The organism is Streptomyces cyaneofuscatus (assembly GCF_042718795.1).
Taxonomy (GTDB): domain Bacteria; phylum Actinomycetota; class Actinomycetes; order Streptomycetales; family Streptomycetaceae; genus Streptomyces; species Streptomyces cyaneofuscatus_A.
This window is the reverse complement of sequence record NZ_JBHXOX010000001.1, coordinates 189648-209228: the sequence shown is the minus strand read 5'-3', so window position 1 is coordinate 209228 and position 19581 is coordinate 189648. Positions and strand designations below refer to the sequence as shown.

The 19581-nt window shown below is 72.5% G+C and carries 9 protein-coding genes; 8 read left to right on the top strand and 1 reads right to left on the bottom strand.

Annotated elements, in window-relative coordinates:
- Positions 1-77 precede the first annotated feature (77 nt).
- From ACFWRT_RS00910 to ACFWRT_RS00875, 8 genes are all read left to right on the top strand, one after another.
- Positions 78-9473 (top strand): non-ribosomal peptide synthetase/type I polyketide synthase, encoded by a 9396-nt coding sequence (locus tag ACFWRT_RS00910; protein WP_380948873.1) that lies wholly within the window; start codon positions 78-80, stop codon positions 9471-9473.
- The gene (locus tag ACFWRT_RS00905) at positions 9463-11163 is read left to right on the top strand and encodes a phytoene desaturase family protein (RefSeq protein ID WP_380948872.1); all 1701 of its coding nucleotides are present in this window, start codon (positions 9463-9465) and stop codon (positions 11161-11163) included. Before ACFWRT_RS00910 ends, ACFWRT_RS00905 begins: the two co-directional genes overlap by 11 nt.
- On the top strand, positions 11160-12884 hold the full coding sequence (locus ACFWRT_RS00900) for a phytoene desaturase family protein (protein ID WP_380948871.1): 1725 nt from the start codon (positions 11160-11162) through the stop codon (positions 12882-12884). Before ACFWRT_RS00905 ends, ACFWRT_RS00900 begins: the two co-directional genes overlap by 4 nt.
- Positions 12881-13936, top strand: coding sequence for an MDR family NADP-dependent oxidoreductase (locus ACFWRT_RS00895; protein WP_380948870.1), 1056 nt, complete (start codon positions 12881-12883; stop codon positions 13934-13936). Before ACFWRT_RS00900 ends, ACFWRT_RS00895 begins: the two co-directional genes overlap by 4 nt.
- Positions 13937-13980: 44 nt before the next feature.
- On the top strand, positions 13981-15165 hold the full coding sequence (locus tag ACFWRT_RS00890; RefSeq protein WP_380948869.1) for a cytochrome P450: 1185 nt from the start codon (positions 13981-13983) through the stop codon (positions 15163-15165).
- Positions 15166-15350: 185 nt separating this feature from the next.
- Positions 15351-17129, top strand: a complete 1779-nt coding sequence (locus ACFWRT_RS00885; RefSeq protein WP_380948868.1) for a bifunctional phosphatase PAP2/diacylglycerol kinase family protein — start codon at positions 15351-15353, stop codon at positions 17127-17129.
- Positions 17129-18082 (top strand): YihY/virulence factor BrkB family protein, encoded by a 954-nt coding sequence (locus ACFWRT_RS00880; protein ID WP_380948867.1) that lies wholly within the window; start codon positions 17129-17131, stop codon positions 18080-18082. The genes ACFWRT_RS00885 and ACFWRT_RS00880 overlap by 1 nt, the downstream gene beginning before the upstream one ends.
- A gap of 1 nt (position 18083) precedes the next feature.
- On the top strand, positions 18084-18875 hold the full coding sequence (locus ACFWRT_RS00875) for a phosphatase PAP2 family protein (RefSeq protein WP_380948866.1): 792 nt from the start codon (positions 18084-18086) through the stop codon (positions 18873-18875).
- 20 nt (positions 18876-18895) lie between these two features.
- Here the strand turns inward: ACFWRT_RS00875 and ACFWRT_RS00870 are convergent, their stop codons facing one another.
- Positions 18896-19492, bottom strand: a complete 597-nt coding sequence (locus ACFWRT_RS00870) for a TetR/AcrR family transcriptional regulator (RefSeq protein ID WP_380949009.1) — start codon at positions 19490-19492, stop codon at positions 18896-18898.
- Positions 19493-19581 lie beyond the last annotated feature (89 nt).

Genomic DNA, 19581 nt, shown 5'->3' with positions numbered 1-19581 from the left:
CGGACCGACCGACCATCCCGCGCCGCCTCCCGACCCGACCATCTCCCGCCGCACCACGATGATTTGAGGAGTTCGACATGGCCGACGCGAACGACGCGAACACCCACGCGTTACGTCAGAAGGTGGCGATCATCGGCATGGGGTGCCGCCTCCCCGGCGGCGCCTCGGACCACCGGACCTTCTGGCGGAACCTGATGGCGGGCAAGGACTGCATCACGCCCACCCCGCCCGACCGGTACGACGTCACCACACTCGGCAGCCGGTTCCGCGACAAACCCGGGCGCCTCGTCGGCGGCCGCGGCGGATACATCGACGGTTTCGACGAGTTCGACCCCGCGTTCTTCGGCATCAGCCCCCGCGAGGCCGACCACATGGACCCCCAGCAGCGAAAACTGCTGGAGGTGGCCTGGGAGACCCTGGAGGACGGCGGCCAGCGCCCCGCCGACCTGGCCGGGGAGAACGTCGCCGTCTACGTGGGCGCGTTCACCCTCGACTACAAGATCCTCCAGTTCGCCGACCTGGGCTTCACCTCGCTGGCCGCGCACACCGCGACCGGGACCATGATGACGATGGTGTCGAACCGGATCTCGTACTGCTTCGACTTCCGCGGCCCCAGCCTCTCCATCGACACCGCGTGCAGCTCCTCCCTGGTCGCCGTCCACCTCGCCTGCCAGGCCCTGGCCAGGGGCGAGACCGATCTCGCACTGGCCGGCGGCACTCTGCTGAACCTGGCCCCGCAGTACACGATCGCCGAGACGAAGGGCGGCTTCCTGTCGCCCGAGGGCCGATCCCGTACGTTCGACGCCGCCGCCGACGGCTATGTGCGGGCCGAGGGCGTCGGCCTGGTCGCGCTGAAGCGGCTGGAGGACGCCGTACGCGACGGTGACCGGATCCACGCGGTCGTTCTCGGCAGCGGGGTCAACCAGGACGGCCACACCAACGGCATCACCGTGCCCAACCCCGACGCGCAGGTCTCCCTCATCCGCCGCGTCTGCGCCGAGGCCGGCATCGCACCCGGCGAGCTCCAGTACATGGAGGCGCACGGCACCTCCACCCCGGTCGGCGACCCGATCGAGGCCGGCGCACTGGCCCGCGCCCTGGCCGTCGGGCGCAAGCCGGGCGCCCGCGCGTACGTCGGCTCCGTGAAGACCAACATCGGGCACACCGAGGCCGCCGCCGGGATCGCCGGACTGATCAAGACCGTCCTCAGCCTCCAGCACCGCCACATCCCACCCCACATCAACCTGGAGCGCCTCAACCCCGCCATCGACCAGGCCACGCTGCCGTACGAGATCCCCACCCGGCCGACCCCCTGGCCCGAGCACGACGGACCCGCCCGGGCGGGCGTGAACTCGTTCGGATTCGGCGGCACCAACGCCCACGTCGTCCTGGAGGAGGCCCCGCCGCCCGCCCCCGAGACCGCCTCCGCCGAACGGGCCTGGACCATCCTGCCGCTGAGCGCCCGCCACCCGGACGCCCTGCCCGAGCTGGCCGCCGGCATCCACGCCGAACTGGCCGGCGAGAACGGCCGGCCCGTGGCTCTGCCCGACCTCGGCCACACCCTGGCCCACCGCCGCCAGCACCTCCCGCACCGGCTCTCCGTCGTCCACACCTCGCGCGCCTCCCTGGACGAGGCGCTCGCCGCCCACCTGCGCGGCGAGAGCCACCCCCGGATCGTCCAGGACCGCGCACGGGAGGCCGAAGCGCGGCGCCTGGTCTGGGTCTTCACCGGCATGGGGCCCCAGTGGTGGGGGATGGGTCGCCAACTCCTCGACGAGGAGCCGGTGTTCCGCGAGACGGTCACCGCGTGCGACCGGGCCCTGCGGGAGTTCGCCGACTGGTCCCTGATCGAGGAGCTGACCGCCGAGGAGTCCACCTCTCGCATGGACGAGACCTGGCTCGCGCAGCCCGCCAACTTCGCCCTCCAGGTCGGCCTCGCGGCCCTGTGGAGGTCGTACGGTGTGCGCCCGGACGCCGTCGTCGGCCACAGCACCGGGGAGATCGCCGCGTTCTACGAGGCGGGCGTCTACTCGCTCCAGGACGCGGCCCGGATCGCGGTGCACCGCAGCCGCCTCCAGCAGACCCTCGCCGGCACGGGCACCATGCTCGCGGTGAGCCTGACGGAGGACGAGGCGGAACGCCGGGTGCGCCCCTACCGGGACCGGGTCTCCGTCGCCGCCGTCAACAGCCCCACCTCCATCACGCTGGCCGGGGAGAAGGAGGCCCTGGCCCTGCTGGCCGAGGAGCTGCGGGCCGAGCAGCGGTTCGCCAAGTTCCTCACCGTCCAAGTGCCTTACCACAGCGTCGGCATGGAGCGGATCAAGGACGAACTGCTCACGGTACTGGCCCCCTTGGAGCCGCGCCCGGCTCAGCTGCCGCTCCACCTCACGGGCGCCGAAGGGGTCGCCCAGGGCGGCGAGCTGGATGCGGCCTACTGGTGGCGGAACGTACGCGACCGGGTACGGTTCCGGGCCGCCGTCGACCGCCTCGCCGGTGACGGGCACCAGGTGTTCCTGGAGATCGGCCCGCACCCGGTCCTCGGCCACGCCATCCGCGAGTGCCTGGAGTCCACCGGGGCGTCCGGGCTGACGCTGCCCTCGATCCGCCGCCAGGAGGACGAGAGCGAGCGGTTCGCGCTCTCCCTCGCCGCCCTCCACAACCTGGGCGCCGACATCGACTGGGACGTCCTCCAGCCCGCCGGCCGACCGGTCACCCTGCCCCCGCACCCCTTCCGCCGCGACCGGCACTGGACCGAGCCCCCGGCCGTCGCCCAGATCCGCCTGGGCCAGGTCGACCACCCGCTCCTCGGCCGCCGCACCGACCGCACCGAACCGGCCTGGCAGGCCCGCCTGGACACCGAGTCCCTGCCCTACCTGGCCGACCACCGCATCCAGGAGACCGTGGTGTTCCCCGCCGCCGGCTACATCGAGATGGCCACCCAGGCCGCCCTTCGGCTCACCGGCTCCACCACCGCCGTCCTCGCCGACATCGACCTCCGCAAGGCACTCTTCCTCCCGGACGGCGAGGACCGGGCCGTGGAGGTTTCGCTCTCCCTGGAGGACGCGGCCTTCACGATCGCCTCGCCCGCCACCGGGGACGACGGGGAGCGGACCGTCCACGCGAGCGGGATCGTCCGCACCGGGCAGCGCCGCAGGACCGGCGCCCCGCTCGACGCCGCCGCGATCCGGGCCCGTACGGTCCGCCGCCTCGACGGCCCCGACTGCTACGCCGCGCTGGCCGGGCTCGGCTACCACTACGGTCCCGCCTTCCGGGCCATCGAGGAGGTGTGGATCGGCGCCGGGGAGGTCCTCGCCCGGATCCGCCCGCCCGAGGCGGTCGACGCCGCAGGCCACCACCTCCACCCGGTCCTCCTCGACGCCTGCTTCCAGGCGCTGCTGACCCCGCAACTCCTCCAGGAAGCGGCACCGGGGGCGGGCATCAGACTGCCGCTCTCGCTGGCCGAGGTCGCCTGCGAACCGGTCGGTGACCAGCCGCTCTGGGTGCACGCCACCGTCCGCCCCGCCGACGCGGACACGACGCTCGGGGACATCGCCCTGTATGCCGTCGACGGCACCCCGCTGGGCCGGATCGAGGGGTTCCGGGCCGCCGACGTGGAGAAGGCGGCCACCGCCGTCGCCCGCACCACCATCGACTCGTGGCTCGCGGAGACCGTCTGGACACCGTGCCCGGAGCCGGGGGAGGCGGGCCGGGGGGAGGCGGGCCTGCTCGCGCCGGCCGTCATAGCGGCCCGGGACCACGGCTGGCTGGTCCTCGCCGACACCCAGGGCGTCGCCGACGCCTTCGCCGCCCTCGCCGCCAGCCGGGGCGAACGCTGCCACCTGGTGCGCCGGGGTGAGGCGTACGCCGGAGCGGGCCCGGACGGTTCCTTCACCGTGGACCCGGGGTCCACCGCCGACCTGGAGCGCCTCTTCGCCGAGCTGGACCGGGACGGCGAGCCGTTCCGCGGGGCCGTCCTGCACCTGTGGAACCTCGATGGGCCCTCGCTGGCCGCCTGCGACCGGCAGGCCGTACGCGACCACGCGACCGCGGGCTCGTACTCGCTGATCGCCCTGGCCCGGACCCTCCTCGCCCGGGGCGTCGGTGGGAGGCTGCACATCGTCACCCGGGGCGCCCAGCCCGTCCTGCCCGACGAGCCCGTCGAACCTCTCGGGGCCCCCGCCTGGGGCGTCGGCCGCGTCCTGCGCCACCAGGAACTCAGCGACCACCCGGGCAAGTTGATCGACCTCGACCCCGAGCGGCGCCCCGGCCCGGAGGGAACCCTCGCCGAGGCGGAGGCGCTCCTGTGCGAGGCGCTGACCGACGACGAGGAGGAGATCGCCCTGCGCGACGGTGTACGCCGCACCAGCCGCCTCCGCCCGGCCGAGGGCCTCACCCGGCCGCTGCCACTCCGGCTGCGGGCCGACGGCAGCTACCTGGTGACCGGGGCCTTCGGCGCACTCGGCCGACTGCTCTGCCGCACCCTGGTGCGGCGAGGGGCCCGCAGGCTCATCCTGGTAGGGCGTACGCCGGTGCCCGCCCGCGAGAAGTGGGCCTCCACCGACCCCGCCACCGCCGAAGGTCGGGCGGTGGGCCTCCTCCGTGAGCTGGAGGCGCTCGGCGCCCAGGCCGTCCCGGCCCCCCTCGACATCACCGACGAGGACGCCCTGACCGGCTGGCTCGACGCCTACCGGCGCACCGGCTCCCCGCCCGTGCGCGGGGTGTTCCATCTCGCCGGCCAGGTCCGCGACACCCTGGTCACCGACCTCGACCGGCCCGCCTTCGACGCCGTCCACGACCCCAAGACCGTCGGCGCCTACCTCCTCCACCGGCACCTGCGGGACGAACCCCTCGACCACTTCGTGCTCTTCGCCTCCATCGCCTCCCTGCTCACCACCGCCGGACAGACCAACTACGCCGCCGGCAACGCCTTCCTGGACGCCCTGGCCCACCACCGCCGCGCCCAGGGACTGCCCGCGCTCAGCCTCGACTGGGGCCCCTGGGCCACCGGCATGATCGAGGAACTCGGCCTGGTCGACCACTACCTGCACAGCCGCGGCATGAGCTCCCTTGCCCCTGACGCCGGCATGGCCGTCCTGGAACGCGTCATCGGCCAGGACCACGCGCAACTGGTCGTCGCCACCGTCGTCGACTGGCCCGTCTTCCTGGCCTGGTACCCCTCCCCGCCCCCGCTCGTCACCGCCCTGGCCGCGGCGGCCGCCCCGCCCCCGGCCGCCACCCAGGGCAACAACTTCCTCGACACCTTCCGCGCCGCCGACGAGGAGACCCGCCGCACCCTGGTCACCGACCGCTTCGCCGCCCTCTGTGCCACCGTCCTGCGCACCGGCACCGACCGTATCGACCCCGCCGAAGGCCTCGGCCACCTCGGGCTCGACTCCCTGCTGGCCATGGAACTGCGCGCCCGCATCCACGCCGAACTCGGCGTCGCCCTCCCCGTGGTCGCCCTCCTCAGCGGAACCCCGGCCGGAGAACTGGCCGCCCAGCTCCACGACGGCCTGGCGGAACTCGCCTCGGCCGACGGGCCCGACACCACCGGCCGGGCCGTCGAGCTCCACGACGACCCCGCCCGCTACCCGCTGACCCAGAACCAGAAGGCGCTCTGGTTCCTGAAGCACCTCAACCCCGACGGGTACGCCTACAACATCGGCGGAGCCGTCGAGGTGAACGTCGCCCTCGAACCGGACCTGATGTTCGAGGCCGTCCGCCGGCTCATCGCCCGCCACCCCGCTCTGCGCACCAACTTCCTGCTGGAGGACGGGCAGGCCGTGCAGCGGGTCTCCGAGGACGCCGAACCCGACCTCGCCCTCTTCGACGTCCAGGGCGAGGAGTGGGATGCCATCCACGCCACCATCGTCGCCGAGTACCGCAAGCCGTACGACCTCGCCCACGACCCGCTCGTCCGCTTCCGCCTCTTCAAGCGCGGGAACGACCGCTGGGTCGTCATGAAGGCCGTCCACCACATCGTCTCGGACGCCATCTCCACGTTCACCTTCATCGAGGAGCTCTTCCAGGTCTACGAGGCCCTGCGCCAGGGCCTCGAACCCCAACTCCCGCCCGTGGAAGCCCGCTACCTCGACTTCCTCAACCAGCAGAACACCTTCCTCGCCGGACGCGAGGCCGCCGGAATGCTCGACTACTGGCGCTCCCACCTCCCCGCCGAGGCCCCCCTCCTCGACCTCCCCACCGACAAGCCGCGCCCGGCCGTCCAAACACACAACGGGGCCTCCGAGTTCTTCGCACTCGACGCCGAACTCAGCTCCCGTGTCCATGCCTTGGCCCGCGCGCACCACGTCACGCCGTTCATGGTGCTGCTGAGCGCCTACTACCTGCTGCTCCACCGCTACTCGGCCCAGGACCACATTGTGGTCGGCTCCCCGGTGACCGGCCGGACGCGGCAGGACTTCGCCTCCGTCTACGGCTACTTCGTCAACCCGCTCCCGCTCCACGCCGACCTCACCGGTGACCCGACCGTCGCCGAGCTGCTGGAACAGGTCCGCCGGACGGTCCTCGGCGGCCTGGACAACCAGGAGTACCCCTTCGTCCTGCTCGTCGACGAGCTCGGCCTCCAGCACGACCCCAGCCGCTCGGCCGTCTTCCAGGCGATGTTCATCCTCCTCACCCACAAGGTCGCCACCGAGCAGTACGGCTACCGGCTGGAGTACATCGAACTCCCGGAGGAGGAGGGCCAGTTCGACATCACGCTCTCCGCCTACGAGGACGAGGCGGACCACCGCTTCCACTGCGTCTTCAAGTACAACACCGACCTCTTCCTCCCGCAGACCATGCGGCGCATGGCCGCCCACTACACCCGCCTGCTCGACAACATGACCCGGGCCCCCGGCGAACACCCCGCCTCGCGGCTGGAGATGCTGGACGAGGAGGAGCGGGAACAACTGGTGGGGGAGTGGAGCCGCCCCGCCCTGCCCACGGCCCCCGTGGACGCGCCCTTCACCCCGGTCCATGAGCTGGTCAGCGAGGTCGCCGCCACCCGTCCCGCGTCCGTCGCCGTCACCCTGCCGCTTCCGGGCGGCGGCGCCCGCCGGCTGACCTACGGGGAGCTGGAACGGCGGGCCGCCGACGCGGCCGCCCGGCTGCGCACCCTGGGCGTCACCGCCGGCTCGGTGGTCGTCGTCTGCCTGGACAAGTCGCCGGAGCTGATCGTCACCCTGCTCGCCGTGCTCAAGGCCGGCGGCGCCTACCTGCCGCTGCGGCCCGGCCAGCCCGCCGACCGTATCGCCCACCTCGTCCGGGCCACCGGAGCGCGCCTCGTCATCGTCTCCGGCGAGCCCGCACGCGAGGGGACCGCCGCCCTGCCGGTCATCACCCTGACCCTCGACGCCCTGCACGCCACCGAGCCGCACCCGGACGGCCCCCGGCAGCAGGCGGCCCCGGACTCGACCGCGTACGTCATCACCACCTCCGGCTCCACCGGCCGCCCCAAGGCCGTCCGCGTCAGCCACCGCAACCTCGCCTCCGCGTACGGGGCTTGGCGCCAGGCGTACCGGCTGGAGAGCGACGTCCGGGTGCACCTCCAGATGGCGGAGCCCTCGTTCGACGTGTTCACCGGCGACCTGGTCCGCGCCCTCTGCTCGGGCGGCAACCTCGTCCTGGCCGACCGCGACCTGCTCTTCGACACGCCACGCCTGTACCGGACGATGCGTCAGGAGCGTGTCGACTGCGCGGAGTTCGTCCCGGCAGTGGTGCGGGGGCTGATGGACCACTGCGTACGGGAGCGGCTGAGGCTGGACTTCCTGCGGCTGCTGGTGGTCGGCTCGGACGCCTGGAAGGTGGCGGAGTACCAGAGGCTGAGCGAGCTGTGCGGTCCGGCGACCCGGCTCGTCAACTCCTACGGCCTCACCGAGGCGACCATCGACAGCGCCTACTTCGAGGGGCCCGTCGACGACCTGGAGCCCGGCCTGATGGTGCCGATCGGCCGCCCCCTGCCCAACAGCACCCTCCACGTCCTGGACGCCCACGGCGAACCCGTCCCGCCCGGCGTCCCCGGCGAGCTCTGGATCGGCGGGGACGGTGTCGCGCTCGGCTATGCCGGAAACCCCGGGCAGACGGCGGACCGGTTCGTCACCCGTACGCTCGGCAAGGCGCCGGGCGCCCGGCCCGAGCGGCTCTACCGGACCGGCGACATCGCCCGCTGGGACGCCCACGGCCGCGTCCATCTGCTCGGCCGAACGGACAGTCAGGTCAAGCTGCGCGGCCACCGCATCGAGATCGGTGAGATCGAGGCACACCTCGCCCAGTGGCCCCCGCTCGCCCGGGCCGTCGTCACCGTCACCACGGACACCGGAGGAGAGGCCGCACTCGTCGCCTACTGCGTACCGGCGAACCCCGGCGCCGCCCTCGACCGGCGGGCCCTGCGCCGCCACCTGGCCGGCTCGCTGCCCTCGTACATGATCCCGTCGTACGTCGTCGAGTTGCCCGCCCTCCCGCTCACCGCCAACGGCAAGATCGACACCGCCGCACTGCCCGCACCCCGGGCCGAGACCGGCGAGCGCCCCCACGAGGAGCCCGTGACGCTCTACGAGATCAGCGTTGCCCGGCACTGGAAAACCCTGCTCGGCCTCGAACAGGTGGGCCTGGAGGACGACTTCTTCGAGCTCGGCGGCTCCTCCATCAAACTCATCGAGCTTCTCCACCACCTGCGCACCGAGTTCGGCGTCAGCGTCCCCGTCAGCCGCCTCTACCAGGTCACCACCCTCCACGGCATGGCCGCCACCGTCCAGGAGGTCCTGCACAGCACCAGCGCCGACGAACTGCCGTATCTGGACTTCAACTCCGGGCAGGCCCCGCACCTCTTCTGCTTCCCGCCCGCCGGCGGCCACGGACTCGTCTACCGGGGTCTCGCCGCCCAGCTCCCGGAGTACGCCGTCATCGGCTTCAACTACCTGCCGGGCGACGACAAAGTGGCCCGCTACGCCGACCTGATCGAAGCCGCCAGGCCCGAGGGCGTCTGCCTGCTCCTCGGCTACTCCCTCGGCGGCAACCTCGCCTTCGAGACGGCGAAGGAGCTGGAGCGGCGCGGGCGGCGGGTGGGCCATGTGGTCATCCTCGACTCCCGCCGCATCATGGAGCGTTACGAGCCCGGGGACGAGGGCATCCGCGTCTTCGAGGCCGAACTCGCCGACCACCTGCGCAAACACACCGGGTCCGACGCCGTCGCCCAGGAAACCCTCGCGCATGCCGCCGAATACCTCACCTTCTGCGGCCGCACCCCCAACACCGGAACGGTGAACGCACCGGTCAGCGTGATCACCGACGAGGAGAAGACCGCCCTGTACGCGGCCGGCGAGCACGGCACCTGGCACGGCAGCTCCACCGCCACCACCGTCGTCCTGCGCGGCTCCGGCGTCCACGCCGACATGCTCGACCCCAAGCACCTCGCCCGCAACGCCGCCCTGGTCCGCACCGTACTGACGGGAGACGCGGCCCATGGCGGATGACCCGAGCACCCTCCGAGACACGGCCGACGACTGGACCAGCCGCGAGCGCACCCCCGGCACCCCGCCCCGCGTCATCGTCATCGGCGCGGGCGTGGCCGGCCTCTCCACCGGCTGCTACGCGCAGATGAGCGGCGCCAGGACCCGGATCTTCGAGAAGCACGTCCTGCCCGGCGGCTGCTGCACCGCCTGGTCCCGGGACGGCTACCTCTTCGACTACTGCATCGAGTGGCTGATCGGCACCGCGCCCGGCAACGACGCCCACCAGGTCTGGCGGGAGCTGGGCGCGCTCGACGGCAAGACCGTCACCAACTTCGAGCTGTTCAACAAGGTCGAGGACGAGAGCGGCCGTTCGGTCACCTTCTACAACGACCCGGACCGGCTGGAGGCCCACCTGCTGGCGATCTCACCCGCCGACGCCCCGCTGATCCGGGCCTTCACCCGCGACCTGAAGCGGTTCATCGCCATCGACCTGTACCCGTTCCTGACGGCACCCGCCCTGCGGACCGTACGGGAGCGGGCGGCGACCCTCCGCACGGTGCTGCCGGCCTTCCGCCTCTTCTGGCGGACAGCGGCGACGCCGATGCACGTCTTCGCCGACCAGTTCCAGGATCCGCTGCTGCGCCGGGCCTTCCGCAACATCTTCTTCCAGGACCCGGAAGGCTTTCCGCTGCTACCGTACCTGTTCAACATGGCGGCGGCGTACCACCTCAACGCCGGTTTCCCGCAAGGCGGTTCACTCGGCCTCTCGCGCTCGGTGGAGGAGCGCTACCTCGGCCTGGGCGGGCACATCACCTATCGGGCACGTACGGAGAAGATCCTGGTCGAGAACGACCGGGCGATCGGCGTCGAACTCCGTAACGGGAAGCGGTATTTCGCCGAACACGTCGTCTCCGCCGCCGACGGTCACACCACCGTCCACGGGCTGCTCGGAGGGCGGTACACCGGCCCCAGGATCGACAAGCTCTACACCGACCTCCTCCACCGCCCCGGCACCCTTTTCCCCGCCGTCGTCTCCGCCTTCGTCGGCCTGCGCGGCGACTTCGACCCCGGCGAGGCCCACAGCACCACCCACCTCCTCACCGACGAGGACGGGAAACAGCTCCCCGGCGCCCTGCAGAACAGCCTCGTCGTCCAGGCGCGCTCCCGCTACTCCGACGGCTTCGCGCCCCCGGGCCGCTCCGTCCTGCACTGCACCTACTTCAGCGACTACGCCTACTGGAAGGAGCTGCGCACCCGCGACCGCAAGGAGTACCGGCAACGCAAACAGGAGGTCGCCGACTTCGTCCGCACCTTCCTGGAGCGCCGCTCCCCGGGCATCACCGACCGCATCGACCTCATCGACGTCGCCTCACCCGCCACCACCCACCGGTACACCGGCAACCACAACGGCTCCATCCTCGCCTGGAAGGCCTTCTCCGACGCCGACGACCTCTCCGCCCGCCTGGTCGGGAAGGACCGGATGCGGCTCCCCGGCCTCACCGGCTTCTCCATGGCCGGGCAGTGGGTCGGCATGGGCGGCCTGATCCGCGCGGCCTCCACCGGCCGCTTCGCCGTCCAGTACCTCTGCCGCGAACTCGGCCTGGAATTCCGGGCGTGGGAGAGCGAGGCCACCGAACCCTGGCACACCGGGAAGCTGGGCCGGCTGCCCCAGCTCGACCGGTGGTCAGCACGGGAGGACACCAGTTCATGACCCCGCCCACGACCGACCGCACCCGCCGCCCCCGCGAGTCGATGATCATCATCGGCGGCGGCCTCGGCGGCCTCTCCACCGGCTGCTACGCCCGGATGAACGGCTACCGCACCCACATCCTGGAGATGCACGAACTGCCCGGCGGCTGCTGCACCGCCTGGGACCGCGGCGGCTTCACCCTGGACGCCTGCGTCAGTTGGCTCCTCGGCAGCGGCCCCGGCAACGAGATGCACCAGATCTGGCTGGAGCTGGGCGCGTTGCAGGGCAAGGAGATCCGGCACTTCGACGTGTTCAACATCGTGCGCGGACAGGACGGGCGGGCCGTCCACTTCTACTCCGACCCGGACCGGCTGGAGGCCCACCTCATCGGGATCTCGCCGGCCGACGCCCGTACCGTACGCAGGTTCTGCGCCCAACTGCGCAGCTTCCGCAAGGCCCTTGCCGTCTACCCGTTCCTCAAGCCGGTCGGGCTGATGGGCCGGGTGGAGCGCTGGCGGATGCTCGCCTCGTTCCTCCCGTACGTCAACGCCGTCCGCACCACGATCACCGTCCTGATGGCCGACTACTCGGCGAAGTTCAAGGACCCGCTGCTGCGGGAGGCCTTCAACTTCATCCTGTACGAGAAGCACCCGAACTTCCCCGTCCTGCCCTTCCACTTCCAACTCGCCTCCCACGCCAACCTGTCCGCAGGCGTGCCCGAAGGCGGGTCACTCGGTCTCGCCCGGTCCATTGAGGACCGCTACCGGCGGCTCGGCGGGGAGATCTCGTACAACACGAAGGTCGAGACGGTCATCGTCGAGGACGACCGCGCGGTGGGCGTCCGGCTCAGCGACGGCCGGGAACTGCGCGCCGACATCGTGGTGTCCGCCTGCGACGGCTACACCACCACCATGAAGTTCCTGGAGGGCAAGTACCTGGGCGAGGAGTACCGCAAGCTCTACACCCGGACCATCCACGAACCGGGCATGGTCTTCCCCGGCTACTTCACCCTCTTCCTCGGCCTCTCCCGCCCCTTCCCGGAAGGGGACCCCTGCACGACCTACCTCCTCGACGAGGCCACGGCGGCGAAGCTCACCGGCATCCGCCACGCCAGCATCAACGTCCAGTTCCGCAACCGCCATTACCCCGAACTCTCCCCGGACGGCACCACCGTCGTCTACGCCACCTACTTCTGCGACATCGCCCCCTGGCGGGCCCTGGACGAAGGCCCCGAACAGGTCACCCGCTCCCGAGGCGGCCAGGAGCTGCACACCCTGCCCGTACGCCACGGCCGCGGCTACTACGCGGCCAAGCGGCGCGCACGCGAGACGCTCGTGGACTTCCTGGAGCAGCGCTTCCCGGGCACCCGCGACGCCATCGTCGTACGCGACGTCTCCAGCCCGCTCACCCAGGTCCGCTACACCGGCAACTACGACGGCACGGTGCTGGGCTGGCAGCCCTTCGTGGAGAGCGGGGAGACCCTGGAGGAGCTGGTCAAGAAGTACGGCCCGGGGCTGCCGGGTCTGGCCGACTTCTACCAGTCCGGTGTCTGGGCCACCACCGGCGGGCTGATCCGGGCGGCCGCCGCCGGACGCCATGTCACGCAGTTCATCTGCCGCGACGACGGCAAGCCCTTCACCGCGTCGGTCGACCTCACCGCGCCCCCGCCGACCCACCGCGTGATCCCCGTACCGGCCGAGCGAGCGGCCACCGCCGTACCCACGACAGGGAAGAGCACATGAAGATCGCGAAATGGGTCGTCCGCGAGCACGTCGAGGGCGTGCCCGACGTGGACCGCGTCTACGCCAAGGTCGTCGAGGACGTCGAGGTGACCCTGGCCCCCGACGAGATGCTCCTGCGCACGCTGTACGTCTCCGTCGACCCCTACCTCCAGGGCATCGCCCTCGACACCCCGATCGGGAGCCACATGGGCGCCGACTCGATCATGGAGGTCGTCGAGGCCGGACCGCGCGCCGCCCACCGTGTCGGCGACCTCGTGCAGGGCTTCGGCGGCTGGCGGTCGCATGTCGTCTCCACCGGGGAGGCCGAGCTCTGGCAGACCGGCACGTTCCCCATGGTCTTCCCGGCCTACCGCAGGCTCGACCCGCAGTGGTACGACGACGCCCTGCCGCTCCCGACCGCGCTGAGCGTGATGGGCGGCCCCGGGATGACGGCCTGGGGCACTCTCGCCAAGTACATGACGGTGACCCCGGGGGACACCTTCGTCATCAGCGGGGCCTCCGGCGCGGTCGGCGCGCTCGTCGGCCAGCTCGCCGCGCTCGCGGGCGCCCGCGTCATCGGGACCACCTCGTCCCCGCAGAAGGTGGAGTACCTCCTCGGCCTCGGCTTCGACACGGTCGTCGTCTACCGGCACACCGACAGCGCCGCCACCGTCCGCGAGGCGCTGACCCGGGCGGCCCCCGACGGCGTCGACCACTACTTCGACAACCTCGGCGGCACGGTGACCGACGTGGTGTTCTCCATGCTCAACGTCGGCAGCCAGGTGGCGGTGTGCTGGCAGTGGGCGACCCAGGTCGGCAACGAAGGTACCGGCCCGCGCCTGCTGCCCTACCTGATGTTCCCGCGCGCGACGGTCCGGGGCATCTTCTCGCTGGAGTGGTTCACCGAGCAGAACTGGCAGGACCTCCACGCGGAGCTGGGCGGCCGGGTCCGGCGCGGCGAGGTCGTCTGCGACCACACCCTCCACCACGGCTTCGACGCCATCCCCGCCGCGTACGGAAGCCTCTACCGCGACCGGTCGGAGAGCCGGGGCAAGGTGCTGGTCGCGCTATGACGACCGCAGAGACCCAGCCACCTGCTCTGCCTGAGGAGTTCACGATGACCACCAGCGACGCCTCGTCCCTGGTCCCCCTGCACCGCCTGCGCTTCGACGACCCGGGCCCGCCCCGGCTGGGAGAGCTGCCCGGCGGCGCCCCCGCCTGGCTGGTCAGCCGGTACGCGGATGTCCGCCAGGTGCTGTCCGACCCGCGCTTCGGCCGTGCCCAGCTGTACGCGGCGGACGCCCCGGCCCTCTCCGACGTACCGGACCTCGTGAACAACCCCGACCTGATGTTCAACCAGGACGGCCCCGATCACCTGCGGCTGCGCCGGACCCTACGCCGCGCCTTCACCCCGAGGGCCGTCGCCCGCTGGCGGCCGTGGATCACCGCCATCGTGGAACAGCTCCTGGACCGGCTGGAGGACCGACCGCAACCGGCGGACGTGGTCGCGGAGTTCACCCTCCCCCTGCCCGTGGCGGTGATCAGCCGGCTGATGGGCCTGGACGCGTCCGCGCGCGACCGGATGCGCCACTGGAGCGAGCACGCCTTCTCGGACGGCTCCCACTCCGGGGAGGAGGTGGAGTCCGTGCTGAAGGAGTTCAGTGCGTTCGGCGGGGAGCTCCTCACGGAGCGGCGGCGCACTCCCGGCGACGACCTGATCAGCAGCCTGGTGCGGGCCGCCGACGAGGAAGGCGGCCTGCCCGAGGCGCAGTTGGTGAGCCTGGTGTGCGGGCTCGTCGTCGGCGGCCACGACAGCACGATGACCATGCTCGGCAACGCGCTGCTCTACCTCCTCGGCGAACGCCCGGAGAGCTGGCCCCGCATCGGCGCGGACGAGGAGGCGGCCGGCCGGGCTGCGGACCGGCTCATCCACCTCGTCCCGCTGGGCGACGACCGGGGAACGGCACGCCACGCGGCCGAGGACACCGAGGTCGGCGGGGTGGTGATCCCGGCCGGCGCGGTCGTGCTCGCGGACTGCGGCGCCGCCAACCGCGATCCGGCCGTCTTCCCCCGCCACACCCGCGACGACCTGTTCGCCCCGCTGGAGGCCCCCACCCTCTCCTTCGGGGCCGGGGCCCACTACTGCCTGGGCGCCTGGCTGGCCCGTACGGAACTCCAGATCGCCCTGCACCGCCTCTCCGCCCGCTTCCCGGGCCTGCGCCTGACGGAGCCCGCGGAGACGGTGCTCTGGCGTACCGGGACGACGTCCCGCAGTCCGCGGCGGCTGGGGGTGCGCTGGTAGGAGGGGCCGGCCTCGGTGGACTGTTCGAGAGGGGGGCGTAGCGCGACTGCGACGCCCGAGGCGCCACCGGCCGGTGGTCGCCGCAGTCCCGCAGGTCTGTCCGGCCGTCGTCAGGGCATACGGCGTAACGCCGGGAAGAACAGGCTTCCCCGGCCCGCCGTCCGGCGGACGACCCGGGGGATCCGATGGAGACCACCACGCCCGCCAGAGCCACCGACCCGTCCGGAGCTCCGGCTCCGCCACGCCTGGGCCACTCACCGGCCCTGAGCAGCGGCGCAGGCCGCGCGACGGCGCGGATCGCGGCGTTCGCGGTCTGCCAGGCGGCGATGATCGCGGGCCTCGGCCTGCTGATCACCGGGCCGGCCCGGAACCTGTGGCCGCTGACCGCCGAGGACGCGCTGAACGACGCCTTCGAACGCGTACGTAACGACGCACTCACCACCGCATCGGCCATCGCCTCAGGGGCGGGGGACACCCACACCATCGTCGGCATCACCGTCCTGTGCTGCCTGGCCCTCCTCGTGGTGCCCCCGCTTCCCCGGTGGCGCGCGGCGATCTTCCTGGCCCTGGCCGTGTGGCTCCAGTCCCTGGTCTTCCTGCTCATCACGGAGGCCGTGGACCGGACGCGCCCGGATGTGGAGCGCCTGGACGCCTCGCCGCCGACGTCGAGCTACACCTCCGGGCACACGGGGGCGGCCACCGCGCTCTACGCCGGTCTCGCCGTCCTGGTGCTCTCCCGGGTCCGTGGCCGCTGGGGCAAGGTGGTCGGCGTCCTCCTGCTGCTGATCCCGCTCCTGGTGGGGTTGGCCCGGCTCTACCGAGGCATGCACCATCCCAGCGATGTGGTGGCGGGGTTGCTCAACGGCGCGCTCTCGCTGTTCGTCGTCGGTCGGGCCGTGCTCGCCGACGACGCCTGGGCCGCCCGGCCCCCGGCCGACGCGGTGGACATCGCCGTGGCCGCCGCCGAGAGCCGGCCCGGTCCGTCGCGCGAGCGTGCCGTGGTGATCGTCAATCCGACCGTCACCGACACCGCCACCCGTGACCGGCTGCGGCTCGTCCTCGCACAACGGGGGCATGCGGACGTGACGTTCGTGGAGACCACCGAGCGTGACACCGGAGGCGGCCAGGCGGCCGAAGCGGTCCGTGGCGGAGCGGGCCTCGTGGTGGCGTGCGGCGGCGACGGCACCATCCGGGCGGTCGCCGACGCCCTCGCCGGAACCGGTGTCACGCTCGCCGTCGTGCCCTGCGGTACGGGCAACCTGCTGGCCCGGAACCTCGGGCTGCCCCTCGACCCCGCCGACGCGCTGGCCGCCGCACTCACCGGCGAACCCCGGGCGCTCGACCTCGGCACCATCAGCGGTGACGGCATCGCCCGCACGCACTTCACGGCCATGTCGGGAGCCGGACTCGACGCGGCGGTGATGGGATCCACCTCCGACCGCGCCAAGTCGGCGCTCGGCTGGCCCGCCTACGTCCTGTCCGGGCTGGGCCAACTGCGGGGCCCCCGGATGCGGCTGGCGGTCACCCTCGACGGCGCCCCGGCGCTGCACCGCACCGCCCGCATGGTCCTCATCGCCAACGTCGGCACCGTGCAGGGCGGTACGGCCCTCGTCCCCGGCGCCCGGCCCGACGACGGGCTGCTCGACCTCGCCCTCTTCGACCCCCGGGGCGCGGGCGGCTGGCTGCGGGTGGTGGGCGTGCTGCTGCGCGGATCACGGCCCTCCGCAAACAGGCCGACGCACGGCGGCCCGGTCGAGTTCTTCACCTTCCGCCGCGCCGAACTGACCTTCACCCGGCCTCAGCCCCGAGAAGTCGACGGCGACCCCGTGTCCGCCGGTCGGCGGATCACCGCGGAGGTCAGGCCCGGCGCCCTCACCGTTCTGCTGCCCGCCGGGCGAGGAGCGCGGGGAACCAGCCGGGAAACGAAGAAGACCACCGCCCCATTGCCCGCCCAGGAGAAGTGATGGGAACCGCGACCCGGGTGCCGGTCACCCACGACATGACCGGCGACGAACTCTCCGCCGACGAAGCCCTCGTGGCGCTCCGCCGGTACGGCCGCTGGCCCCTGCTGCGCGACGCCTTCGTGCGCTTCCGCTACGCCGACGGCTTCAGCCACTCCCGCGCGCTGGCCCTCCAGACGATCCTGGCGATCATCCCGCTGGTGATCGCCTTCGTGGGCCTCTCCACCGCGCTGCACACCGAGAACGTCGGCAGACTCGCCGAGCTGACGATCCGCAGCCTGAGCGAAGGGCCGAGCGCCCCCGTGGTGGCCGAGGCGCTGGACCGCAACCGCGGGGGCGACGATGACGGTGCCGAGATCGCGCTCTGGTTCGGACTCCTCTTCTCCGTGGCCAACGTCACGACGGCGATGTGCCAGATCGAGCGCGGCGCCAACCGCATCTACGGGGTGGAGCGGGACCGGGTCTTCCACCGCAAGTACCTGCGGGGCCTGGTCATGTCGCTGAGCGCCGGGATACCCCTCGGCATCGCCTCGATCATGATCGTGGCCGGCGGCGATTTCGTGACGGCCGCCACGACCGTGTACGGACTCGGCGACGGCGCACGGACGGCCTGGGATTTCCTCCGCATCCCGCTCGGCCTGCTGCTCGCCCTGATCTCCGCCAGCGCGATCTTCCGGCGCTCGCCGCGCCGCCGGCAGCCCGGGTACACGTGGCTCGCCTTCGGCGCCGCCGTGTACCTGGTGCTCTGGACCCTGCTGACCTGGTTGCTCAGCCTCTACCTCGAGCTCAGCGGCTCCTTCGACACGGTCTACGGCCCGCTCAGCCTCTTCATGGCCCTGCTCCTGTGGTCCTACCTCACCTCACTCTCCCTCTTCCTCGGACTGTCCTTCGCCGCGCAGCTCGAAGCCGTACGCGCGGGGAAGCCCGGCCCGATCACCGCCGACCCGGGAACCTGACATGCCGACACGCACCACCGCCCCGCCCACCGCAGAGCAGCGCACCCGCCGCGCCGACCGCCGGTTCGGCGTGCGCCTGCTGGGAGCCGTGGCCGCCGCGGCCGCCGCCGCGATCCCCTTCGCCCTGCTGCTCGTCCTCGTCGAGGCGAGCTGGCCCCCGCTGCGCCGCGTCGACGCGGGGGCGGCCCGCCGGCTGCACGAGATCGCCCTCGACCACCCGGCGTGGACCGGTACGTTGCGGATCCTGTCCGACTGGGTGTGGGACCCGGCCACCCTGCGGATCGCCGTCGCGCTGCTCACGCTCTGGCTCCTGTACCGGCGGGCCTGGCGCCTCGCGGCCTGGGCCGCGGTGACGGCGACCGGCGGCGCGCTGACCGGTGTGCTCGTCAAGATGGTCGTGGAGCGGGCGCGGCCGTCGCTGGAGGATCCGGTCGCGCAGGCACCCGGCTACTCCTTCCCCTCAGGCCACGCGATGACGGCGACCACGTCCTTCGCCGTGCTGCTCCTGGTGCTGCTGCCGATGGTCCCGCGCGCCTGGCGCGGGCTCTGCTGGGGTGTGGGGGCGGTGTCGGTCCTGGGCGTGGGCTTCACCCGGATCGCGCTCGGCGTGCACTGGTTCAGCGATGTCATCGGCGGCTGGCTGCTGGGCGCCGCCGTGGTGGTCCTGACCGGCTGGGCCTTCGAGGCGTGGCGGGCGGATTCCGGCCGACGCCCCACGAACGTGGCCGAGGGGCTGGAACCCGAGCTCACCGACGAGGACCCGGAGCCGCCGGCTCCGGTCGGACGGGGGTGAGTCAGCGGGGCCGTACCCGCTCAGCGGCCGGGCGCCCCCGCCCGCAGCCCGTCCATCACGAAGTCCAGCAGCCGGGCGGCCCGCGGCTGCCACTCCTCCTGCGGATCGAGCTGCCAGAGGCCCGCGATGGCCAGGAAGAAGTCGTCCGGGGTCACCCCCGGGCGTATGGTGCCCGCGTTCTCGTTGGCGCGGAGCAGCGTTCCGGCGGCCTCCAGCACCGGGGCGGGGCCGGGCTTGGCCGGTCCGCCCGGGGCGCTGGTGACCAGCCGGATCGCGTCCGCCAGGCCCGCCTTGGTCATGGCGAACCCGGCGAGCCGGTCCATCCACTCGCGCAGGGCCGCCTCGGGTCCACGGTTGCCCAGCAACTCGACGGCCGCGTCGGCCACTTGCTGCATCTCGTAGCGGTAGATCTCCAGGACGAGCGCTTCGCGGTGCGGGAAGTTGCGGTAGAAGGTGCCCTGCCCGACGCCCGCCTTCTTGGCGATCGTGCTCAGCGGGACGTCCGGACGCACCGTCAGTTCGGCCATGGCGACACGCAGGATGCGCTCACGGTTGCGCACCGCGTCCGAACGGGCCGGTGCGTCCGGGCGAACCGGTGCGTCCGCGCGTGCCGGCACGTCCGAACGCGGCGGCTCCTCCGAGCGTGCGGGAGCCTCCGAGCGTGCGGGAGCCTCCGAACGCGGCGGCTCCTCCGAGCGCGCGGGCG

Bases quoted from the DNA above. Each gene is read 5' to 3' on its own strand.
- ACFWRT_RS00910 (WP_380948873.1), top strand. From the start codon at position 78: ATGGCCGACGCGAACGACGCGAACACCCACGCGTTACGTCAGAAGGTG.
- ACFWRT_RS00905 (WP_380948872.1), top strand. From the start codon at position 9,463: ATGGCGGATGACCCGAGCACCCTCCGAGACACGGCCGACGACTGGACC.
- ACFWRT_RS00900 (WP_380948871.1), top strand. From the start codon at position 11,160: ATGACCCCGCCCACGACCGACCGCACCCGCCGCCCCCGCGAGTCGATG.
- ACFWRT_RS00895 (WP_380948870.1), top strand. From the start codon at position 12,881: ATGAAGATCGCGAAATGGGTCGTCCGCGAGCACGTCGAGGGCGTGCCC.
- ACFWRT_RS00890 (WP_380948869.1), top strand. From the start codon at position 13,981: ATGACCACCAGCGACGCCTCGTCCCTGGTCCCCCTGCACCGCCTGCGC.
- ACFWRT_RS00885 (WP_380948868.1), top strand. From the start codon at position 15,351: ATGGAGACCACCACGCCCGCCAGAGCCACCGACCCGTCCGGAGCTCCG.
- ACFWRT_RS00880 (WP_380948867.1), top strand. From the start codon at position 17,129: ATGGGAACCGCGACCCGGGTGCCGGTCACCCACGACATGACCGGCGAC.
- ACFWRT_RS00875 (WP_380948866.1), top strand. From the start codon at position 18,084: ATGCCGACACGCACCACCGCCCCGCCCACCGCAGAGCAGCGCACCCGC.